Origin of the sequence: Pseudomonas sp. PA-1-3F (assembly GCF_021609665.1) — a bacterium.
Lineage (GTDB): Bacteria > Pseudomonadota > Gammaproteobacteria > Pseudomonadales > Pseudomonadaceae > Aquipseudomonas > Aquipseudomonas paracarnis.
This window is the reverse complement of sequence record NZ_WJZD01000005.1, coordinates 61,766-77,083: the sequence shown is the minus strand read 5'-3', so window position 1 is coordinate 77,083 and position 15,318 is coordinate 61,766. Positions and strand designations below refer to the sequence as shown.

General features: G+C 54.6%; 15 protein-coding genes. 3 read left to right on the top strand and 12 right to left on the bottom strand.

What is annotated here, in order from left to right; all coding sequences use genetic code 11:
• Positions 1–50: 50 nt before the first annotated feature.
• From GIV26_RS04905 to GIV26_RS04890, 4 genes are all read right to left on the bottom strand, one after another.
• On the bottom strand, positions 51–755 hold the full coding sequence (locus GIV26_RS04905) for a fimbria/pilus periplasmic chaperone (RefSeq protein WP_223023546.1): 705 nt from the start codon (positions 753–755) through the stop codon (positions 51–53).
• 47 nt (positions 756–802) lie between these two features.
• Positions 803–1,372 carry a fimbrial protein gene (locus GIV26_RS04900; protein WP_236279590.1) on the bottom strand — a complete coding sequence of 190 codons (570 nt, stop codon included), beginning with the start codon at positions 1,370–1,372 and terminating at the stop codon, positions 803–805.
• 79 nt (positions 1,373–1,451) lie between these two features.
• Positions 1,452–1,985, bottom strand: a complete 534-nt coding sequence (locus GIV26_RS04895; protein ID WP_236279589.1) for a fimbrial protein — start codon at positions 1,983–1,985, stop codon at positions 1,452–1,454.
• A gap of 256 nt (positions 1,986–2,241) precedes the next feature.
• Positions 2,242–3,597, bottom strand: a complete 1,356-nt coding sequence (locus GIV26_RS04890) for an MATE family efflux transporter (RefSeq protein ID WP_236279588.1) — start codon at positions 3,595–3,597, stop codon at positions 2,242–2,244.
• Positions 3,598–4,626: 1,029 nt separating this feature from the next.
• Here GIV26_RS04890 and GIV26_RS04885 point away from each other — a divergent pair.
• Both GIV26_RS04885 and GIV26_RS04880 read left to right on the top strand, forming a co-directional pair.
• On the top strand, positions 4,627–5,448 hold the full coding sequence (locus GIV26_RS04885) for an MBL fold metallo-hydrolase (RefSeq protein WP_236279587.1): 822 nt from the start codon (positions 4,627–4,629) through the stop codon (positions 5,446–5,448).
• Between the two features lie 111 nt (positions 5,449–5,559).
• Positions 5,560–5,937: an SGNH/GDSL hydrolase family protein gene (locus tag GIV26_RS04880; RefSeq protein ID WP_236279586.1), complete on the top strand. Its 378-nt coding sequence runs from the start codon at positions 5,560–5,562 to the stop codon at positions 5,935–5,937.
• A 346-nt stretch (positions 5,938–6,283) separates the two neighbouring features.
• Here the strand turns inward: GIV26_RS04880 and GIV26_RS04875 are convergent, their stop codons facing one another.
• Positions 6,284–6,922: an NAD(P)H-dependent oxidoreductase gene (locus GIV26_RS04875; RefSeq protein WP_236279585.1), complete on the bottom strand. Its 639-nt coding sequence runs from the start codon at positions 6,920–6,922 to the stop codon at positions 6,284–6,286.
• Between the two features lie 112 nt (positions 6,923–7,034).
• Here GIV26_RS04875 and GIV26_RS04870 point away from each other — a divergent pair, with 112 nt between their 5' ends.
• A complete protein-coding gene (locus GIV26_RS04870; protein ID WP_054898177.1) occupies positions 7,035–7,484 on the top strand; it encodes a MerR family transcriptional regulator in 450 nt (149 codons plus the stop codon).
• Between the two features lie 154 nt (positions 7,485–7,638).
• Here GIV26_RS04870 and GIV26_RS04865 read toward each other — a convergent pair whose 3' ends face one another.
• The 7 genes from GIV26_RS04865 to pstS all read right to left on the bottom strand — a co-directional run bounded on the left by GIV26_RS04865 (position 7,639) and on the right by pstS (position 15,043).
• Entirely contained in the window at positions 7,639–9,498 is a 1,860-nt protein-coding gene (locus GIV26_RS04865) for a calcium-binding protein (protein WP_236279584.1), read from the bottom strand.
• 369 nt (positions 9,499–9,867) lie between these two features.
• Entirely contained in the window at positions 9,868–10,485 is a 618-nt protein-coding gene (locus GIV26_RS04860) for a hypothetical protein (protein ID WP_056783349.1), read from the bottom strand.
• Positions 10,485–11,183, bottom strand: a complete 699-nt coding sequence (locus tag GIV26_RS04855; RefSeq protein WP_034127520.1) for a hypothetical protein — start codon at positions 11,181–11,183, stop codon at positions 10,485–10,487. The genes GIV26_RS04860 and GIV26_RS04855 overlap by 1 nt, the downstream gene beginning before the upstream one ends.
• A gap of 56 nt (positions 11,184–11,239) precedes the next feature.
• Positions 11,240–12,001, bottom strand: a complete 762-nt coding sequence (gene pstB / locus GIV26_RS04850) for a phosphate ABC transporter ATP-binding protein PstB (protein WP_019817112.1) — start codon at positions 11,999–12,001, stop codon at positions 11,240–11,242.
• Positions 12,002–12,077: 76 nt separating this feature from the next.
• Positions 12,078–12,971 carry a phosphate ABC transporter permease PstA gene (gene pstA, locus GIV26_RS04845; protein ID WP_014718563.1) on the bottom strand — a complete coding sequence of 298 codons (894 nt, stop codon included), beginning with the start codon at positions 12,969–12,971 and terminating at the stop codon, positions 12,078–12,080.
• A complete protein-coding gene (gene pstC, locus GIV26_RS04840) occupies positions 12,971–13,936 on the bottom strand; it encodes a phosphate ABC transporter permease subunit PstC (protein WP_003191517.1) in 966 nt (321 codons plus the stop codon). Before pstC ends, pstA begins: the two co-directional genes overlap by 1 nt.
• 75 nt (positions 13,937–14,011) lie before the next feature.
• Positions 14,012–15,043: a phosphate ABC transporter substrate-binding protein PstS gene (gene pstS, locus GIV26_RS04835; protein WP_054898128.1), complete on the bottom strand. Its 1,032-nt coding sequence runs from the start codon at positions 15,041–15,043 to the stop codon at positions 14,012–14,014.
• Between the last annotated feature and the right edge of the window lie 275 nt (positions 15,044–15,318).

Genomic DNA, 15,318 nt, shown 5'->3' with positions numbered 1-15,318 from the left:
ATTAAGAAGCTCATTGAAAAAATGCACAAAGATCAGGATTTACCGCTGCTTTATTTCAGCTTTATCAAAGCGCCGTAATCATTTACAAAGGAATAGTGAATTTCACCTTTGGCATTTTCCGGCACACGGATCTTCCCTTGTTCATAAGGTGCGACCATGGTGTTGTCCAACACATGCTCGCCAACTGATACTTTGATCAGACTGATGAAATAAGGTGTTGGATTATTAATGGCCAAGGTGTTACCCACACGCTTGACTTCTACTTTCGATGCGGAGTCCTGAAGCCCGTTTACCAACGCTTTAGGTCGGTAAAAAAGCTTGACGCGACTGACCACCGCCAGCCGGAGTTTGCTCTGCCCATCATCTGCATCCCGCTTTGTCGAAGGGATCGCCTTGACATTGACCCAGAACAGCGTCTCACGATCCTGTGCCAAGGGCGGACCAGCGTAGACCAGGCGTAAGGTATTCTCGGCGGGTGCGCTTTCTGTTGCTTGCTTGATAACGAACAGCGGTGGCGTCATCATGAAGTCTTGCGTGACTCCACCTTCAGCGGTATCGATCCAGGATTGCAGCAAATAGACATTATTTTTATCCGTATTACTAACAGACAGAGAAACCTGCTTGCTGTCTGCCGGATAAACGACCCGTGTCGCTCCCAGCCCTACTCCTCCGGCGAAAGATACGGTCGAGACTAACGACACCAAGAGAGCAACACAGGCAACCATCTTTTTTTTGTACGCATTAAAAACGTCCAAACTCTATTCCTCATCAATTTCCACAATGCATTTTTACATCTTTGCGCTTACTGATAGACCAGGGTGAAGTCGACTGTCGCGTTGGCAACCCCAGGGTGGACAAATTGCTCGACCAATCGATACTTCGCAAAGAAATTTAAAGTATTGACACCTTTGCTCAACGACGCATACTCAATGGGGCCGGCATTGACTGCTAGCAACTGGTTATCAGCATTAAATAACGCCAGACCAACACCTTGCGCTGCGTCGGCGCCTCCAGTAATTGCCAATACCTGTAAATCCTCCTCATTGGCGATGCCGCTAAAGATGATGCCGACAGACTCACTGACATTACTGTTACAGTCATCCAACTGAATGGAGAAGGGTACTGCCTGACTGTCGCTGCCGACCCCCATAAACTGATTACTTCTCACAGTACCCATGAGTACTATCTTGTCGGTATTACTGATACTGACGGAGCAGGCCCCGGTGGTCACCGCGCCAAACACCGCGACTCTGCCACCGGGTAGTGTGACGACAGTATTAGAACCGCCTGCAGCATTGACCACTGAATGGGCCGAAATCGTCAAAAAGGCTATCAAAAACGTGACCCATATAGACACTCTATAGACGTTCAAGCTTATACACTCCCTACCAGCAAGTTAGTTTAGTTATAAAATGCCCGTCTGGGCACTTTATAACCACTTATCGCCTCCGTTACTGATAGTTCACCACGAAATCAATATTGGCGCTTGCATCGCCTGCTTCAACAGCAGCCAACACGGAAATATAGCTCACGCTAAATGGTAAAATGTTACGGCCTGGAATTAACTGAGTCTGCGTACTTACCCCGGTATTTGGAGCAACAATAATGTTATTCTGGTCCCTGATCTGCAGACCAATGCCCGTCGCTTTGCCAGCCCCGATACCCGCATCAAATGCTTGAGAATTAGCGCTGGCGGTTGCTTGAAATTTTACAGTCGCAGTTTGCGAAATAGCTGTATCGCAGTCCAGTAGCTCAATATTGAAGCGTGTTTTGGATGCCTCAACCCCCAGCCCCGTAAAAGACGCGAGTCGTACCTGCCCCATATTTACTGTCAATTCTGAAGATGCTGCACTCACTGCACAGGCCGCGTTGACCACGGAACCGGTGAATTTGATTGTGCCTCCCGTTACGCTCGTGACAGCGCTGGCCATGCCACAAGACATTGCTAAAGCCACACCACAGAATGCAGAGATTCCTTTATTCATTACTGATTTCCATCCATTATTGATTGTCATTAAGGGTGTAAGCCTCCCCCTTCATATGAGCGCGGACACCAATGTGGTGTTATCTCCGACCTCATAAAATATGACAGCTAAACAACACGCAAAGAAATCAATAAAAACATTTTCACAGCTTTTCACACCAAGACACTTCTTTCTCGGCGCTTTTAATGCGCCTTATCGAGCGCAGACGCTACAAGTCTCTGCGTTCGAGGGGGCGACGTAGGTCGTTATCGAGTTGTTATCTATTTACGCCAACACGCCGTGAGAACTGCCGACGTAATAGCGTGACCACGCCCGTCGCCAGCACAATGGTCGACAGCGGCAATGCCAGTAATATGCCGTTAACCCCGAGCCAAGGCGCTAGTATCAGCAAAAACGGAATTTGAATGCACATATTTGCCAGGGTAATCATGGTCGCCCTTCTGCTGTCGCTGATCGCTTGATAATACGCCGCGGCGAGCACTAGGAATCCGTCCAGAAACAGCACAAACAAATGCAGGCGAACAGCGTCAATGGCTGCCATATCCAACGCGGGGTCTTCGTCGCTGATAAATATTCGCGTGCCAATGTGTGGGGAGATCAGAATCATCAGTACCAACACCACGCCCGTGCCCACCACCCAGCGCATGGCCAGAAAGAACACCTTACGGACTAAAGCCGATTGGCCCGCACCATGAAAGTAGCTGACCAGAGGTTGCATTCCACTGGCCAAGCCTTCGGCCAGCAGATAATAAACCGTCATCAAATACCCGGTTATGGCATAGGCTGCGACGTTCACAGTGCTGCCGTAATGCATCAACGCGGCGTTGTGCAATAACGCTGCGAAGCTGGCGTAAAGGTACATCAATAAACTGGAAAACCCATTAAGCAGAATCTGCCGACAGGATGCCGGCTGTAGGCCGAACTCGCCCAGGGCCAGGCTCAATGGCAAGGAACTGTAACGGGTGAATAGAAATACCAAGCCGATCAGTGCCGAGAGCGACTCGCCGGTGACTGTCGCAATGGCCGCCCCCTGCAGACCCCAGCCCAACTCAACGATAAATACGTAGTCCAGCACTATATTAGTGAGTGCCCCTACGAGCATCATGATCGTGGCCAACATGGGAGCGCCCAGGTTCCTGACCAGAATGGGCATGGCAATACTGGCCATTACCAACGGTGAGGACCAGCCGATAATTTGCAAATAGCCACTACCATGGCGGTGCACGCTGGCATTGGCGCCTTGCAAAGCAAGCAAGCTATCGCGCCCAGCGATAATCAACAGACCAACGACAACGCCTAATAATGCCAACAGCCACAAGCCTTGTATGAGAAAGGCCTTGGCCCTTTGGAAGTGCCCTTCGCCCTGGGCTATTGAACAATGAGTGCCCGCCCCCGCACCAATCATAAGGCCAACACCGGCCATCAGGCCGATCCAGGGCCACGCCATGTTAATGGCTGCCAGTCCTTCGGCGCCCACTACATGCCCAATAAAGATCCCGTCGACGATCTGATACAAACCACTGACCAACATTGCCATGACCGTGGGCAAGGCATAACGCCAATAGGCTGCGGCCACGTTATCAGGCGTAATAGCGATTGAGCGCCTGTTCATAGTGCTGACCTGAGCTGATTTGAGAGTAAGGAGTTGCAGTCGCTTGCCATATGCATAGTCCAGTATTGCTCTCGTTGAAAATAGACCCACCTCAAATTCAAACAACGTACGCGCGGCGCACGCTACACTAATCTCGAGAAAAAAAGGCTAAAAAGTCATTAATTCACAGTTACTCACATGCCTGGCCAGGGGTGCCATTGTATACGCCGCGGCGAGACGCTTTTCATAGAAAATAGAGGCGACCATTAAAACCAAGCACAAACACCCCCATTCACCGCCAATAATAATTCTTCATAAGATTATAGACGACAAATTAAAAACTCGGCCTAAACTGCGTATAGATCGAAGAGTTTACGGCTTACGATTTATGTGCACCCAAAAACTAACTGTGGGGTAAAAACCTCCAACCCTCGCAGTTATTACGTTGGCTCCAAAAAAGAGCAGATTCTTTAAAGCCCTCGCCTTCGAAACCATAAATCAATGAGCAATCTATTCCTATGCCGCCACCCACCATCATTGTCAACATGGGAAAATCCGTTTCCCTGATCGGAGGGGACGCTGTCCTTTCCACCAGCGGGCTCTCTGACTGTTCTGCCTTGGCGATATTATCAAACTGGAACGGGCATACTTACCATAGGCGCACATTGATGCATTTAGTCGGTAGCAGCCTCGACAGAGGGTTGTGGGGCATAGATGTTTACTCTGTAATCTCACGACTTAAAACTTCACTAAGTGCTGGTGGAAAAATCATTCTTGTGGGCGGCCTCAGTTCGCAATCCAATTGCGGGCTAGCGTTGACGATCGGACAATCTACAAACTCGGACAGCATGCCATTAGCGGATCTTTTAAGAACAAGAAATGTGTCAATTGTCATGGCCGGCGCGTCCTCAGTCTCAATAAGTCCCAACGGTGAGTTTGATCTGCTCGACAACGGGCGGGGTGTACTAGACGAGGCCAACGTAAAAGCTGTTTTTGATTCCATCTGACACCGGCCAAAACAACGCAATAGTCTTCAGGAGCAAACATACTATGGATACTCAAGCCACATTGAGCTGGCAGCATTTCCCTGCTGACTTACAGGGTTTTTTCCGAGCGCCTGTTTTAATTTCCGGTGAGCGCGAGGCTATTCTGATTGACGGTGGCTTTACGCTTTCGGATGGGAAATTAATGGTTGAAGCCATTAAAAACAGCGGAAAGGTCCTTACGACGATTTATATCAGTCAAAGCGATCCCGATTACTACTTCAGCCTGCAGCCCATCAAGGCCGCGTTCCCGGAGGCCAGAGTAATCGCGGCTTCAGCGACTATTGCCGCGATCAAGGACAGCGTCGAAAAGAAGCTGGCGACCTGGGGGCCTCAGCTCAAAGAGAACGGCCCGCAAACCTTGGCAGATGTGGTGATTCCCGAAGCCTTTGACGAGCCAGCCCTCAACCTGGAAGGCCATACCATTGAGGTCGTCAAGGCCGATGGCCTCGTCAATCGCAGCTATCTGTGGGTGCCATCGCTCAGCGCCATTTTCGGCGGCGTCCTGGTATTTTCGGGGGTCCACGTATGGACCGCTGATACCAAAAATCCTGGTGCCCGTGCGGCTTGGGTGAACAACCTCGACGCCATGATCGCACGCAAGCCTCAAGTAGTTGTCCCTGGCCACTTGCCCCCCAATGCTCAGGTAAACGCCTCAGCAATCCACTATACCCGCGACTATCTACTCGCCTTCGAACATGAGCTTGCCAAGGCCGTCGACAGCGCGGCAGTGATAGAAGCCATGACCCAATTATATCCCGATGCCGGTATGGGTATTGCGCTACAACTTGGGGCCAAGGTGGCCAAAGATGAAATGGAGTGGGGTTGAGAGCAATAAAACCCAGGGCGACGATCCGCTATTTCACTTAGCAACGGGCGTTGGAGAAAGCAGCTTTTCTCCCCCGCCAGAAAGCTAAGCTATTTTTAATTGGAGAAATCAATGAGCAAAAAAATTAACGTACTTCTCGTCGGCTGGCACCCTAACGCAGTGGATTACAGCAAATGGCCGGGGCTGACGCACGAGAAACTTCAGGCCGCGCTGGACGCCGATAAGAACACGTTTGAAAGCCACGGCTACGAGACTGAACTAGGTTTAATACAAAGTGAACAGACCGCAGAAACGCTCCTTCTCAGTCTTCTTCAGGAGAAACCACGTGATTGCGTCCTGATCGGCGCAGGCGTTCGTACTGATGCAGCGTATCTAAGCCTCTTTGAACGCCTCATCAACACAGTTCATGAACATGCACCCAACGCCAGAATATGTTTCAACAGTGGGCCATTCGATTCGCTTGAGGCTGTGCAGCGGTGGGCTCCTTGAGCACAACCGCCAATATGCAACGCCGCTCATTGTCACTTCTCGATTTCAATACACGCGTATTCTTCTTAGCCAAGGTCCAGCAAAGCCATTCCGAATAGGATACTTTTAGAGATAGCACTCTCAAAAACGCCGCACAAAAAACAAGGTTTTCAATCGTTTGCCGTGTCGTTCGATTCCGGGTTCGGCACCATAGATATCAAGGGCTTGCCAGGGAAACCTGGGCAGGCCCTTATCTTTTCTGTTCCGCAATTCTCATCAGCGGCGTCCTGCCGACCGAATACAATCCGTTCGGCCCATGAAGCGCCACCCCACTACTGCCGCAATGTGGGGCGGCTGCACGGTCTCCCTAGTTGATTTCAGTGACGAAGTTTTCGCGAGACCGCCGTACTTTTTTCAGGTTTACCAGCCAGTCAGACTCTGCTGCCCGATACCCCAACGGCAGGAGCACCACACTGCGCAGATGCCTGGCCCCCAGTCCCAGAATCTCATCGACAGCCGAGGGATCGAAGCCTTCCATGGGCGTTGCGTCGACTTGCTCGGACGCTGCGGCGATTAAAGCCGAGCCCAGTCCAATATAGGCTTGGCGCGCAGCCGCTTGATAATTGGCCTCCTGCCCACGCTCGGCGACTATGCCGAGGAGCATTTGACGGTAATCTTCCCACCCCTGGTTGACAGTGGCTCTTACAGTATTGGTCAGGTCGAACATCATGTTGACGCGCTCAGGCGTTATGTCATCCCAGGCGGCGAACACCAGTAAGTGAGAGCAGTCGGTCACCTGGGACTGATTCCAGCTGACCGCCTTGATCTTTTCGCGAATGTGCGGATTAGTCACCACCAGCAATTCAAATGGCTGGAGGCCGCTCGAGGTCGCCGTCAGTCGTACCGCTTCCAGAATTCGCTCCAGCTTTTCAGCCGGCACGTTCTTGGACGGGTCATAACTTTTCGTCGCATAACGCCAATTCAGTAACTCGGTTATTTTGCTCATTCTTCATATTCCACGTAGGTCAACGGTCTTTATCCAGCCCAATCCGAATAACTTCAGGATTGCGCTCCGGCTTATACTGCGGATTAAAGTCAACTTGAAGGTCAAGCAATAAATGAAGATCGGCGAGATTTCGCGACGCACAGGCCTTGCTGCTTCAGCAATACGCTACTACGAGGAGCAAGGCCTGCTGGACGCTCCCACGCGTGACGTGAACAACTATCGCTATTACAGCGAAACCACCATTAAACGCTTGGAAGTCGTGATCCACGCGCAAAGGCTGGGGTTTTCCCTCGACACCATTCGTGGCCTCTTCCTTCATGACGGTAGCTGCTCCAAATCCCTCACTCTGGAACAGATCAATGTACGCCTGGAGGAGATACAGCACATCGAAGCCACGCTAAAAGTGCAGCGTGAGGAGTTGTTGATGCTGCAAGAAGTCCTCGAAGAAAGCCTTCGTACGGGCATCGCACCTGGATTGGATTGCCCAAGCAGCGTGGAGCGATTACGACCTGATCGAGCCGTAGTCATGCGAAGCAAACACATGATGGCTACCAGCAAGTAAAGAAAGCGCAATACTGCGAGATCTGGATCTCAACCAAATACAAACCTGATGCTGCCTCTCGCACTGACAGATTGCTATAAAGCGATAAGCAAGAAAAAACCCCACAGCATCAACGATCCTGTGAGGTTTTATCACCGGCTTTACCGATCCGGCATCAAACCACGCTGATCATCTCTGCACTCAACTGCGCCGCATTGAACCCCACCAGGGTGACACTGCTGTCCCCCGCCAGAATCACGCTGTCACTGCCGTGCTGGGTAGTCGCACCGAGCACAGCATCGGCGCTGGCAAACAGCGACTTGGCGAACACCAGCAGGTCTTTCCCATTCTGATGAATGTTGAAGTCACTGATCACGTCGTGGCCGAACCCGCGTTGGTCGAAAACAAACAGGTCGCTGCCTACGCCACCGCTGAGTTGGTCATTGCCTAGCCCGCCGATCAAGACGTCATTACCGTTGGCGCCATACAACGAATCGTTACCGGTGCCACCCAGTAGCGTGTCGTTGCCGTCGCCGCCGTGCAGCAGATCATTGCCGGCGCCACCGTCGAGCCGGTCATTGCCGTTCTGGCCGAATATCAGGTCGCGAGTGGCGGTGCCTTTGAGGGTGTCGGCCAGCTGGCTACCTTCGATGGATTTGGCATACGCTTTATCGGCGCCGAACAGGCCATCAAAGTCCAGCTTGCCACTGGTCACCGTGTAGGACGGCGTCAACGCCTCGCCAATACCGCTGAAGAAGCCACCGAAAAGAGGCAATTGACCGAGGCTGTTGGCCAGACCAGTTTCGAACTCTACATGCTCTACGCCGTGCAATTCCTTCAGGCCATATTGGCCGCTGCTGTCGTTCAGAAACAACGTGCCATCGCTGAGTTTCACCGCTTCGTAGGAAGATGCGGTGCCTTTGAGGAAGACTTTATCGTTGCCTTCACCGCCGGCGACGATATCGGTACCGGTACTTACCCGGAAACTGTCGTCACCCTTGAACCCGTCGAGGAAGTCATCGCTGCGGCCGTCCTGCAGCTTGTCCGAACTGTCGGTGCCCAGCAGGAAAGCTGGTGTGCCGTAGTGGTTGGACGTGGCGGTCTGTTTGTCGCTGACCCAGGTAAAGCTGCGGCTGATGGCGTCGAGGTTGCTGATGATGATGGTGCTGTCGCGCTCGATGTAATCGTAGAAGGTCGATTGGGCGATACGCTGGATAGGGTTGATGAAAATGCCTTCCAGGTGCGCGGCCCATCCTGACAGGTTGGCAATCGAGAACGGACCATTGGGCCAGGTTGGCAGCGCGTAGATTGTGTCGAACAGCACGATGTTGTCAGTCGTCGAGGTGTAACTGGCATCACTGCCTTGAAGCGCATCGATAATGGCGCTGCCCACGTTGGTCTCTTGACCCGTGAGACGGTGGACCACATCGTTTTCGAATCCGAAGTTGAAGATGCCGTCGCTGTTGCTGGACTTGGGCGACTCCATGCCAAAGTAGTCCGAATCCTTGAAAAAACCGTCGGCCAAAGTGTCCTTGCCGATATACATGCTGTTGGTAACGGAGCCACCCTGGCTATAGCCGGTGACCAGAACATCCTTGCCGCTCAGGTTATGGCCGGTGGCGTAATCCTTGATTGAGTTGAGCAGGTAGTCGTAGCCGTTGATATAAGAGTTATCGATCATCGCCGGCCAACCCAGCAGATCAATTGGCGAGTTAGTGCCGGCAATGGAAAAACCCATTTTGACTAATTGGCCGCTGTCATCGTATTGACCAAACACCCTGGCTTGAGAACCAAAGACGCCGTCGCCGGTAAAACTTCCAGTGATGTCGGTGTGACTGCTATCAACCTGCAGTTCGCTCGCGCCGATCTCACGCCAGCCCTTGGGCAGCGCGAAGGTGTTGCCCTCGCCGAGCACAAGCCCCGGAATGTTGTAGAGCGCGCCTACGGTGGCAACACCGCTGGTGTAAGTGGCGAGGGTCCAGGCATCTGAAATCAGGACGCGGGCGTCTTGCCCCTTGTAATCGAATATAGCCATGTCAGTACTCCTTGAGCCCAGCGATCAACACCGAAAGTCAACGGTAGTACCTGATGCGTCGGGCTAAACAATATGCATTGAAGTTGTTGTTGTGCATTCTGTTCAGGCTGCTTCGTTGCTTAATATCGAGGTTGACCATTAAGGAAGCTCGTCAACACTAGCCTAGAAGTGCCGCCTTAAAATGACCGACTATCGGATAGCAAGGGTATGTACTTAGGGATATAGACGACAAAAGCGCCATAAGCGCTGTTTGTCGAACAAGAAGAGAAGTTCCGTGTTGTTCGTGACTAATGAGTCAAAGACAATTAAGCCCTTATAGCAAGTTGTGAACTGCAATAAGGGCTCGAGCAGTTCAGGTTTCTCTGAACCTCAGGAAGAATAAACCTCAGCACCTTGGCATACAGGCTGCTTGAACCTGGGCAATTGCTGTCGGGCCAGTTGCGCCTGCACGCCCGCGACCGCTTCAAGCACTCTTTGCGCCCAGTGCTCATCCTGCGGGTCAACCACAACCACGCGAAAGCCGTGGTCGTTACCTTCAATGCGCACGCCCTCGGAATCATCCACGTGCAAATCAATATCGAAGGCCGGCGGAAATTTCGAGGGGGTGTTCGACAGCCCATGCACCGTGAGGGCGTGGTTATGCCGCTCGCTATTTACTACGCCGTCGACACGGATGCCGTACAGCATCAGCCAACGCCTGATGTAGGAAGGCGCCCTGCCAGATGAGGTGTAAACCCAGATACTGCAACCCTGGCGCCGCAGCTCCCGTGTCAACGACCGGGTGCCGATACGCAGCGGTTCTCCCCACCAACGATGAGCGCAGGCCGGCAGCCAACTGCTCTCGACATCAGCGTGGTCAAGTTGGCAAGCCAGCGTGTCGTCGATATCAAAGGAGATGCGTACGCGCGGGCGCTTGGCGGCACGCGTGAGGACCGCTTGCTGGACGGCTTGCACGGCTCGGCTGGCGAGTGTTGGATACCAGCGCATTAATGGCCTCCCTGATAAATAGGCTGTGGTGCGTCGCTCAAGAAAAACGCCTTGGGATCCGGGGCCTGTTCCTCCAGGAAGGCGGCGTACTTTTTCTTGATTTTGGGCAATTCATACAACGCCTTGACCCCATGTTTGGCCGAGTTGCGGATTACCGAGGAAGGATTGAAGTAGCCCTCGGCATTTTCCAGCGTCAGCACGAACGGTGGCAACCCGGCCCGCATCAGCAGATAACTGACGATCAGCGAACCACTGCGGTTGTTGCCTTCGATGAACAACTGCGGCTTGCTGAGGATGCGCACATACACACCGGCCGCACGCTTCCACACCGATTCACTGCGGTACGCGCAATACCAATTGAACAAGTCCTTGATACCGCCTTCAACGTTGTTGAAGAAGTGCTCCTCGGTGGCGGCCAGGTGCTGCGCGTATTCCACGCGGCGCGCCGGGTCACTACCGCAGAGCACCGTGGCGTTGATCTCCAGCATCAAGTCCAGATGATGAAGGTCAAACAGGTCAACGCCCCGTGCGACATAGTCGTCAACCAGCGCATAGCCTTCAAGCACGTTGTGCAGCACTTCGTCGGTCAAGGGGTCGCGCGGCTCGGTAAATTGCGTGCTGAGCTGGGCAAAGCGGCTCTGCACTTTGCGGAGCGCGCGTTCAATCGCTGACAAATCAAGACGATGCGTTGCAGACATTGGCATTCCTGGGCTGACGGTGGCGCACGTGCGGTTTCTATCGGAGATGGAGTTACTCAGCTGAACTTGCCGCTGATGTAATCCTCGGTCATCTGTTCACGCGGGCTGCCAAAAATCTGCGCGGTCGGGCCCATTTCCACCAGGTAGCCGGTACGCGTGCCCTGGGAAATATCCACCGAGAAAAACGCCGTGGTGTCCGCCACGCGGATCGCCTGCTGCATGTTGTGGGTGACCAGGGCGATGGTGTAATCCTTCTTCAGTTCCACCATCAGTTCCTCTACCCGGCGAGTCGCAATCGGGTCGAGTGCCGAGCAAGGCTCATCGAGCAACAGCACTTCCGGCTCGGTGGCAATCGCACGGGCAATACACAGCCGTTGCTGCTGGCCACCGGAAAGCGACAGGCCGCTGACCTTGAGCTTGTCCTTGACTTCATCCCACAGCGCAGCGCCTTGCAGGGCGTGCTTGACGCGGTCGCCCAGGTCGCCTTTGTAGCGGTTCAAGCGCAGGCCGAAGGCGACGTTGTCGAAGATGCTCATGGAAAACGGGTTCGGCTGCTGGAACACCATGCCGATGTAACGGCGCACCACCACCGGGTCTACACCCTTGCCATACACGTCCTGCCCCAGGAAATGCACGTGGCCTTCGAAACGGAAGCCCTTCACCAGGTCGTTCATGCGGTTGAGGCTGCGCAGTACCGTACTTTTGCCGCAGCCGGACGGGCCGATGAAACCGGTGATCTTGTTTTTCTCGATCGGCACATGGCTGTCACGCACTGCCATGAAGTTGCCGTAGAAAATCCTGTCCAGCTTGCAGTCCATGACCACAGGCGATTGGGTAACAAACGGAGCGGCTATTTGCGCAGTTGAGACGTTCAAGATTCAGATGCTCCCGTTCTTAATACTTAGGCTTGCCGAAGATACGGCTCACAATATTCACGACCAGCACGATCATCACCAACACCAACGAGGCCGCCCAGGCGAGCTCCAGCTGGTTGTCGAAGGGCATGCCGGAAAAGTTGTAGATCAACACTGCAAGGGAGGCCGTGGGGTTCATCACCGCCAAGTCGCCGTCGTGGTAGATCCAGTAGTTGCTGAACAGCGCGGTGAACAACAACGGCGCGGTTTCGCCTGCGGCACGTGCCACTGCAAGCATTACGCCGGTGAGGATCGCTGGCAGGCCGGTCGGCAAGATGATCTTCCAGATCACTTGGGAGCGGGTGCAGCCCATGCCATAGGCGGCGTCCTTCATGATCTTGGGCACCATGCGCATCGACTCTTCAGCCGTCAGCACCACGATGGGCAGCATCAGTACCGCCAGGGCCACGCCACCGGCCGGTGCCGAGTAGGTGCCAGTGGTCATCACCACCAAGGCATAGGCAAACACGCCGGCCAGGATCGAAGGCAAGCCAGTGAGCATCTTGGCGGCAAAGCGTGCAGCGTTGGCCAATTTGCTGTCCGGCCCCAGTTCGGCCAGGAAGATCGCGGCCATGATGCCGACCGGCACCGCAATCGCCGCAGCGATACCGACCATCACAAAGGTGCCGGCCATGGCGTTGCCGAAACCGCCGCCTGTTTCGAAGCCGGTGGGCGGCAGTTCGGTGAACACCTCCAGGCTCAGGCGTGCGCCGCCACGGGTGATCAGCATGTAGAGCACGGAAATCAGCGGCACACTGGCCAGCAGCGCGCCAAACCATACCAATGTGGTCAACACCAGACTGCGCAAGGCGCGGCCTTCGAACTTGCGCTGCAGGCTCGGCACAGCGGTGATAGGGGATGTGAGATTCGTCATCATCGGTTACCCCGTTGGGCGTAGAGCATGATCATGGAACCGATGACATTCACCAGCAGCGTGATGAACATCAAGACGAGAGCGGCGTACATCAATACCTCCACCTCGTTGGGCCCGGCTTCGGGGAAGTTCAGCGCCAACAAGGCTGCCAACGTATTGGCCGGCGCGAACAGCGAGAGTGAAATGTTGTTGGCGTTGCCCACCAGCATCGCCAGCGCCATGGTTTCGCCCAGCGCACGGCCGAGGCCGAGTACCAGGGAGCCGAAAATACCGGTGGCGGCGGATGGCACCATCACCTTGAGAATCGCCTCCCAATGGGTGGTGCCCATGCCGTAGGCGGCCTGCTTGGTCTTCATCGGCACGCTGGTGAGCGCGTCCTGGGATACGGCGGCAATCGTCGGCAGAATCATGATGGCCAACACCAGCGCCGCCGGCAGCAACCCCGGCCCGCTCAGGGACGTGCCGAAAAACGGTATCCAACCCAGTTCGCTGTTCAACCAGGTGGTCAGTGGCCGAATGGCCGGGATCACCACGTAGATGCCCCACAGGCCGTACACCACGCTGGGGATAGCCGCGAGCAGCTCAACGATGGTGCGAAACACAGCGGCCAGCTTGGCCGGCAGAAAATCCTGAGTCAGGAAAATCGCCATGCTGACACCGAAAAAGCCTGCAATCAGCAGCGCGATGAAAGCGCTGTAGAGCGTGCCCCAAATGGCCGGCAAGATCCCGTACTTGCCCTGGTTAACGTCCCAGACGCTGCCAAAAAGCACATCGAACCCGTGCTTTTCCATGCCCGGCAAGGCCTTGCGTCCCACCTCGAATACCAAGGCTGCGACCAACGCCAGAATCAGTACCACCCCGATTCGCGCGAGCCCACGGAAGGTGCGATCGACCAGAAAGTCTTTGGCCGAGGGAGGTTGGCAGGCAGAATCCCGGTTAACCGGTACGACGAAAGGTTTGTTCATTGGCTAATTCCGGAACAGGGGGGGAAACGCCCCCGGCGCGGCAAACAGCCCACACCGAGAGCGGCCTCACGGGTGTTACTGAATGTTGGCGGAGGCTTTGCGAACCTGCTCCACCACCGATGGCGGCAGCGGGATGTAGCCCATGGAGTCGGCGATTTTCTGCCCCTCGGTCAGGCTGTACTCAACCATTTCGCGCATGGCCTTGGCCTTGGCAGGGTTGCCGTTGTCCTTGCGGAAGATCATCCAGGTGTAAGAGGTGATCGGGTAAGACTTGGCACCGTCCGGGTCCGGCAGCCAGGCCACCAGGCTTTCCGGCATATTCACTGCGGCCAGGGCCTCGGCGCCGCTTTCGGCGTTTGGCACCACGTACTGGCCGGCCTTGTTCTGCAACTGGGCGAAGTCAACCTTGGCCAGTTTGGCGAAACCGTACTCGATGTAGCCAATCGCGCCTGGGGTCTGGCGTACGGTGGCGGTCACACCATCGTTCTTGGGCGACTTGATGAATTTGTCGCTGGCCGGCCAGTTGACGGTGTTGCCCTCCCCCAGTGCCGTTTTGAATTCAGGGTTGATGGTCGCCAGGTGCTTGGTAAATACCGCCGTGGTGCCGCTGGAGTCTGCGCGCACCACCACGGTGATCGGCGTGTCGCCAAGCTTCAGGTCCGGGTTGGCGGCGACGATCTGTGGGTCGTTCCACTTGGTGATCTTGCCCAGGAAGATATTGGAGTAAACATCACGTGGCAGCTTGAGGCCCTTGGGATTGCCCGGCAGGTTATAGGCCAGCACGATTTCACCGGCGGTCATTGGCAGCAATTGCACGCCCTCGGCGACCTTGGCGATGTCTTCGTCTTTCATGGCCGAGTCACTGGCGGCGAAGTCGACGGTTTTATTCAGGAAGTCCTGCACACCTGCGCCGCTGCCCTTGGACTGGTAATCCACGGTGACGCCAGCGGTCTTCTTGCTGAAATCCTTGAACCAGGTGAGGTAGATCGGTGCAGGGAAGCTGGCGCCGGAGCCGGTGAGGCGCACGTTTTCGGCGGCGAAGGTCAAGGAGGAGGCACACAGGGATACCGTGACGGCGAGTGCTGCGGACTTCATCAAGCTTTTCATTAAAAGGAACTCGTTGTGGTGACGGGCTCCCGAACTGTGAAGCAGGGTTGTTACATTTTTATGAAAATTGAATGGCGAGAGGGTGTTTTGTCCCGCTTTGCCGCCACAGCGTTGTATTTTTAGGGCATTGGTTAGTAACAAATTACGACTAAAGTGCTGTCATCCCTCTAGCGGTACTGATCTTGCTCCCGCGACGGTCGACGCCGATCCAACTGTGGGAGCTGGCTTGCCTGCGATGACGGCCCGACAGCCAACGCCTATTTACCTGACACCCA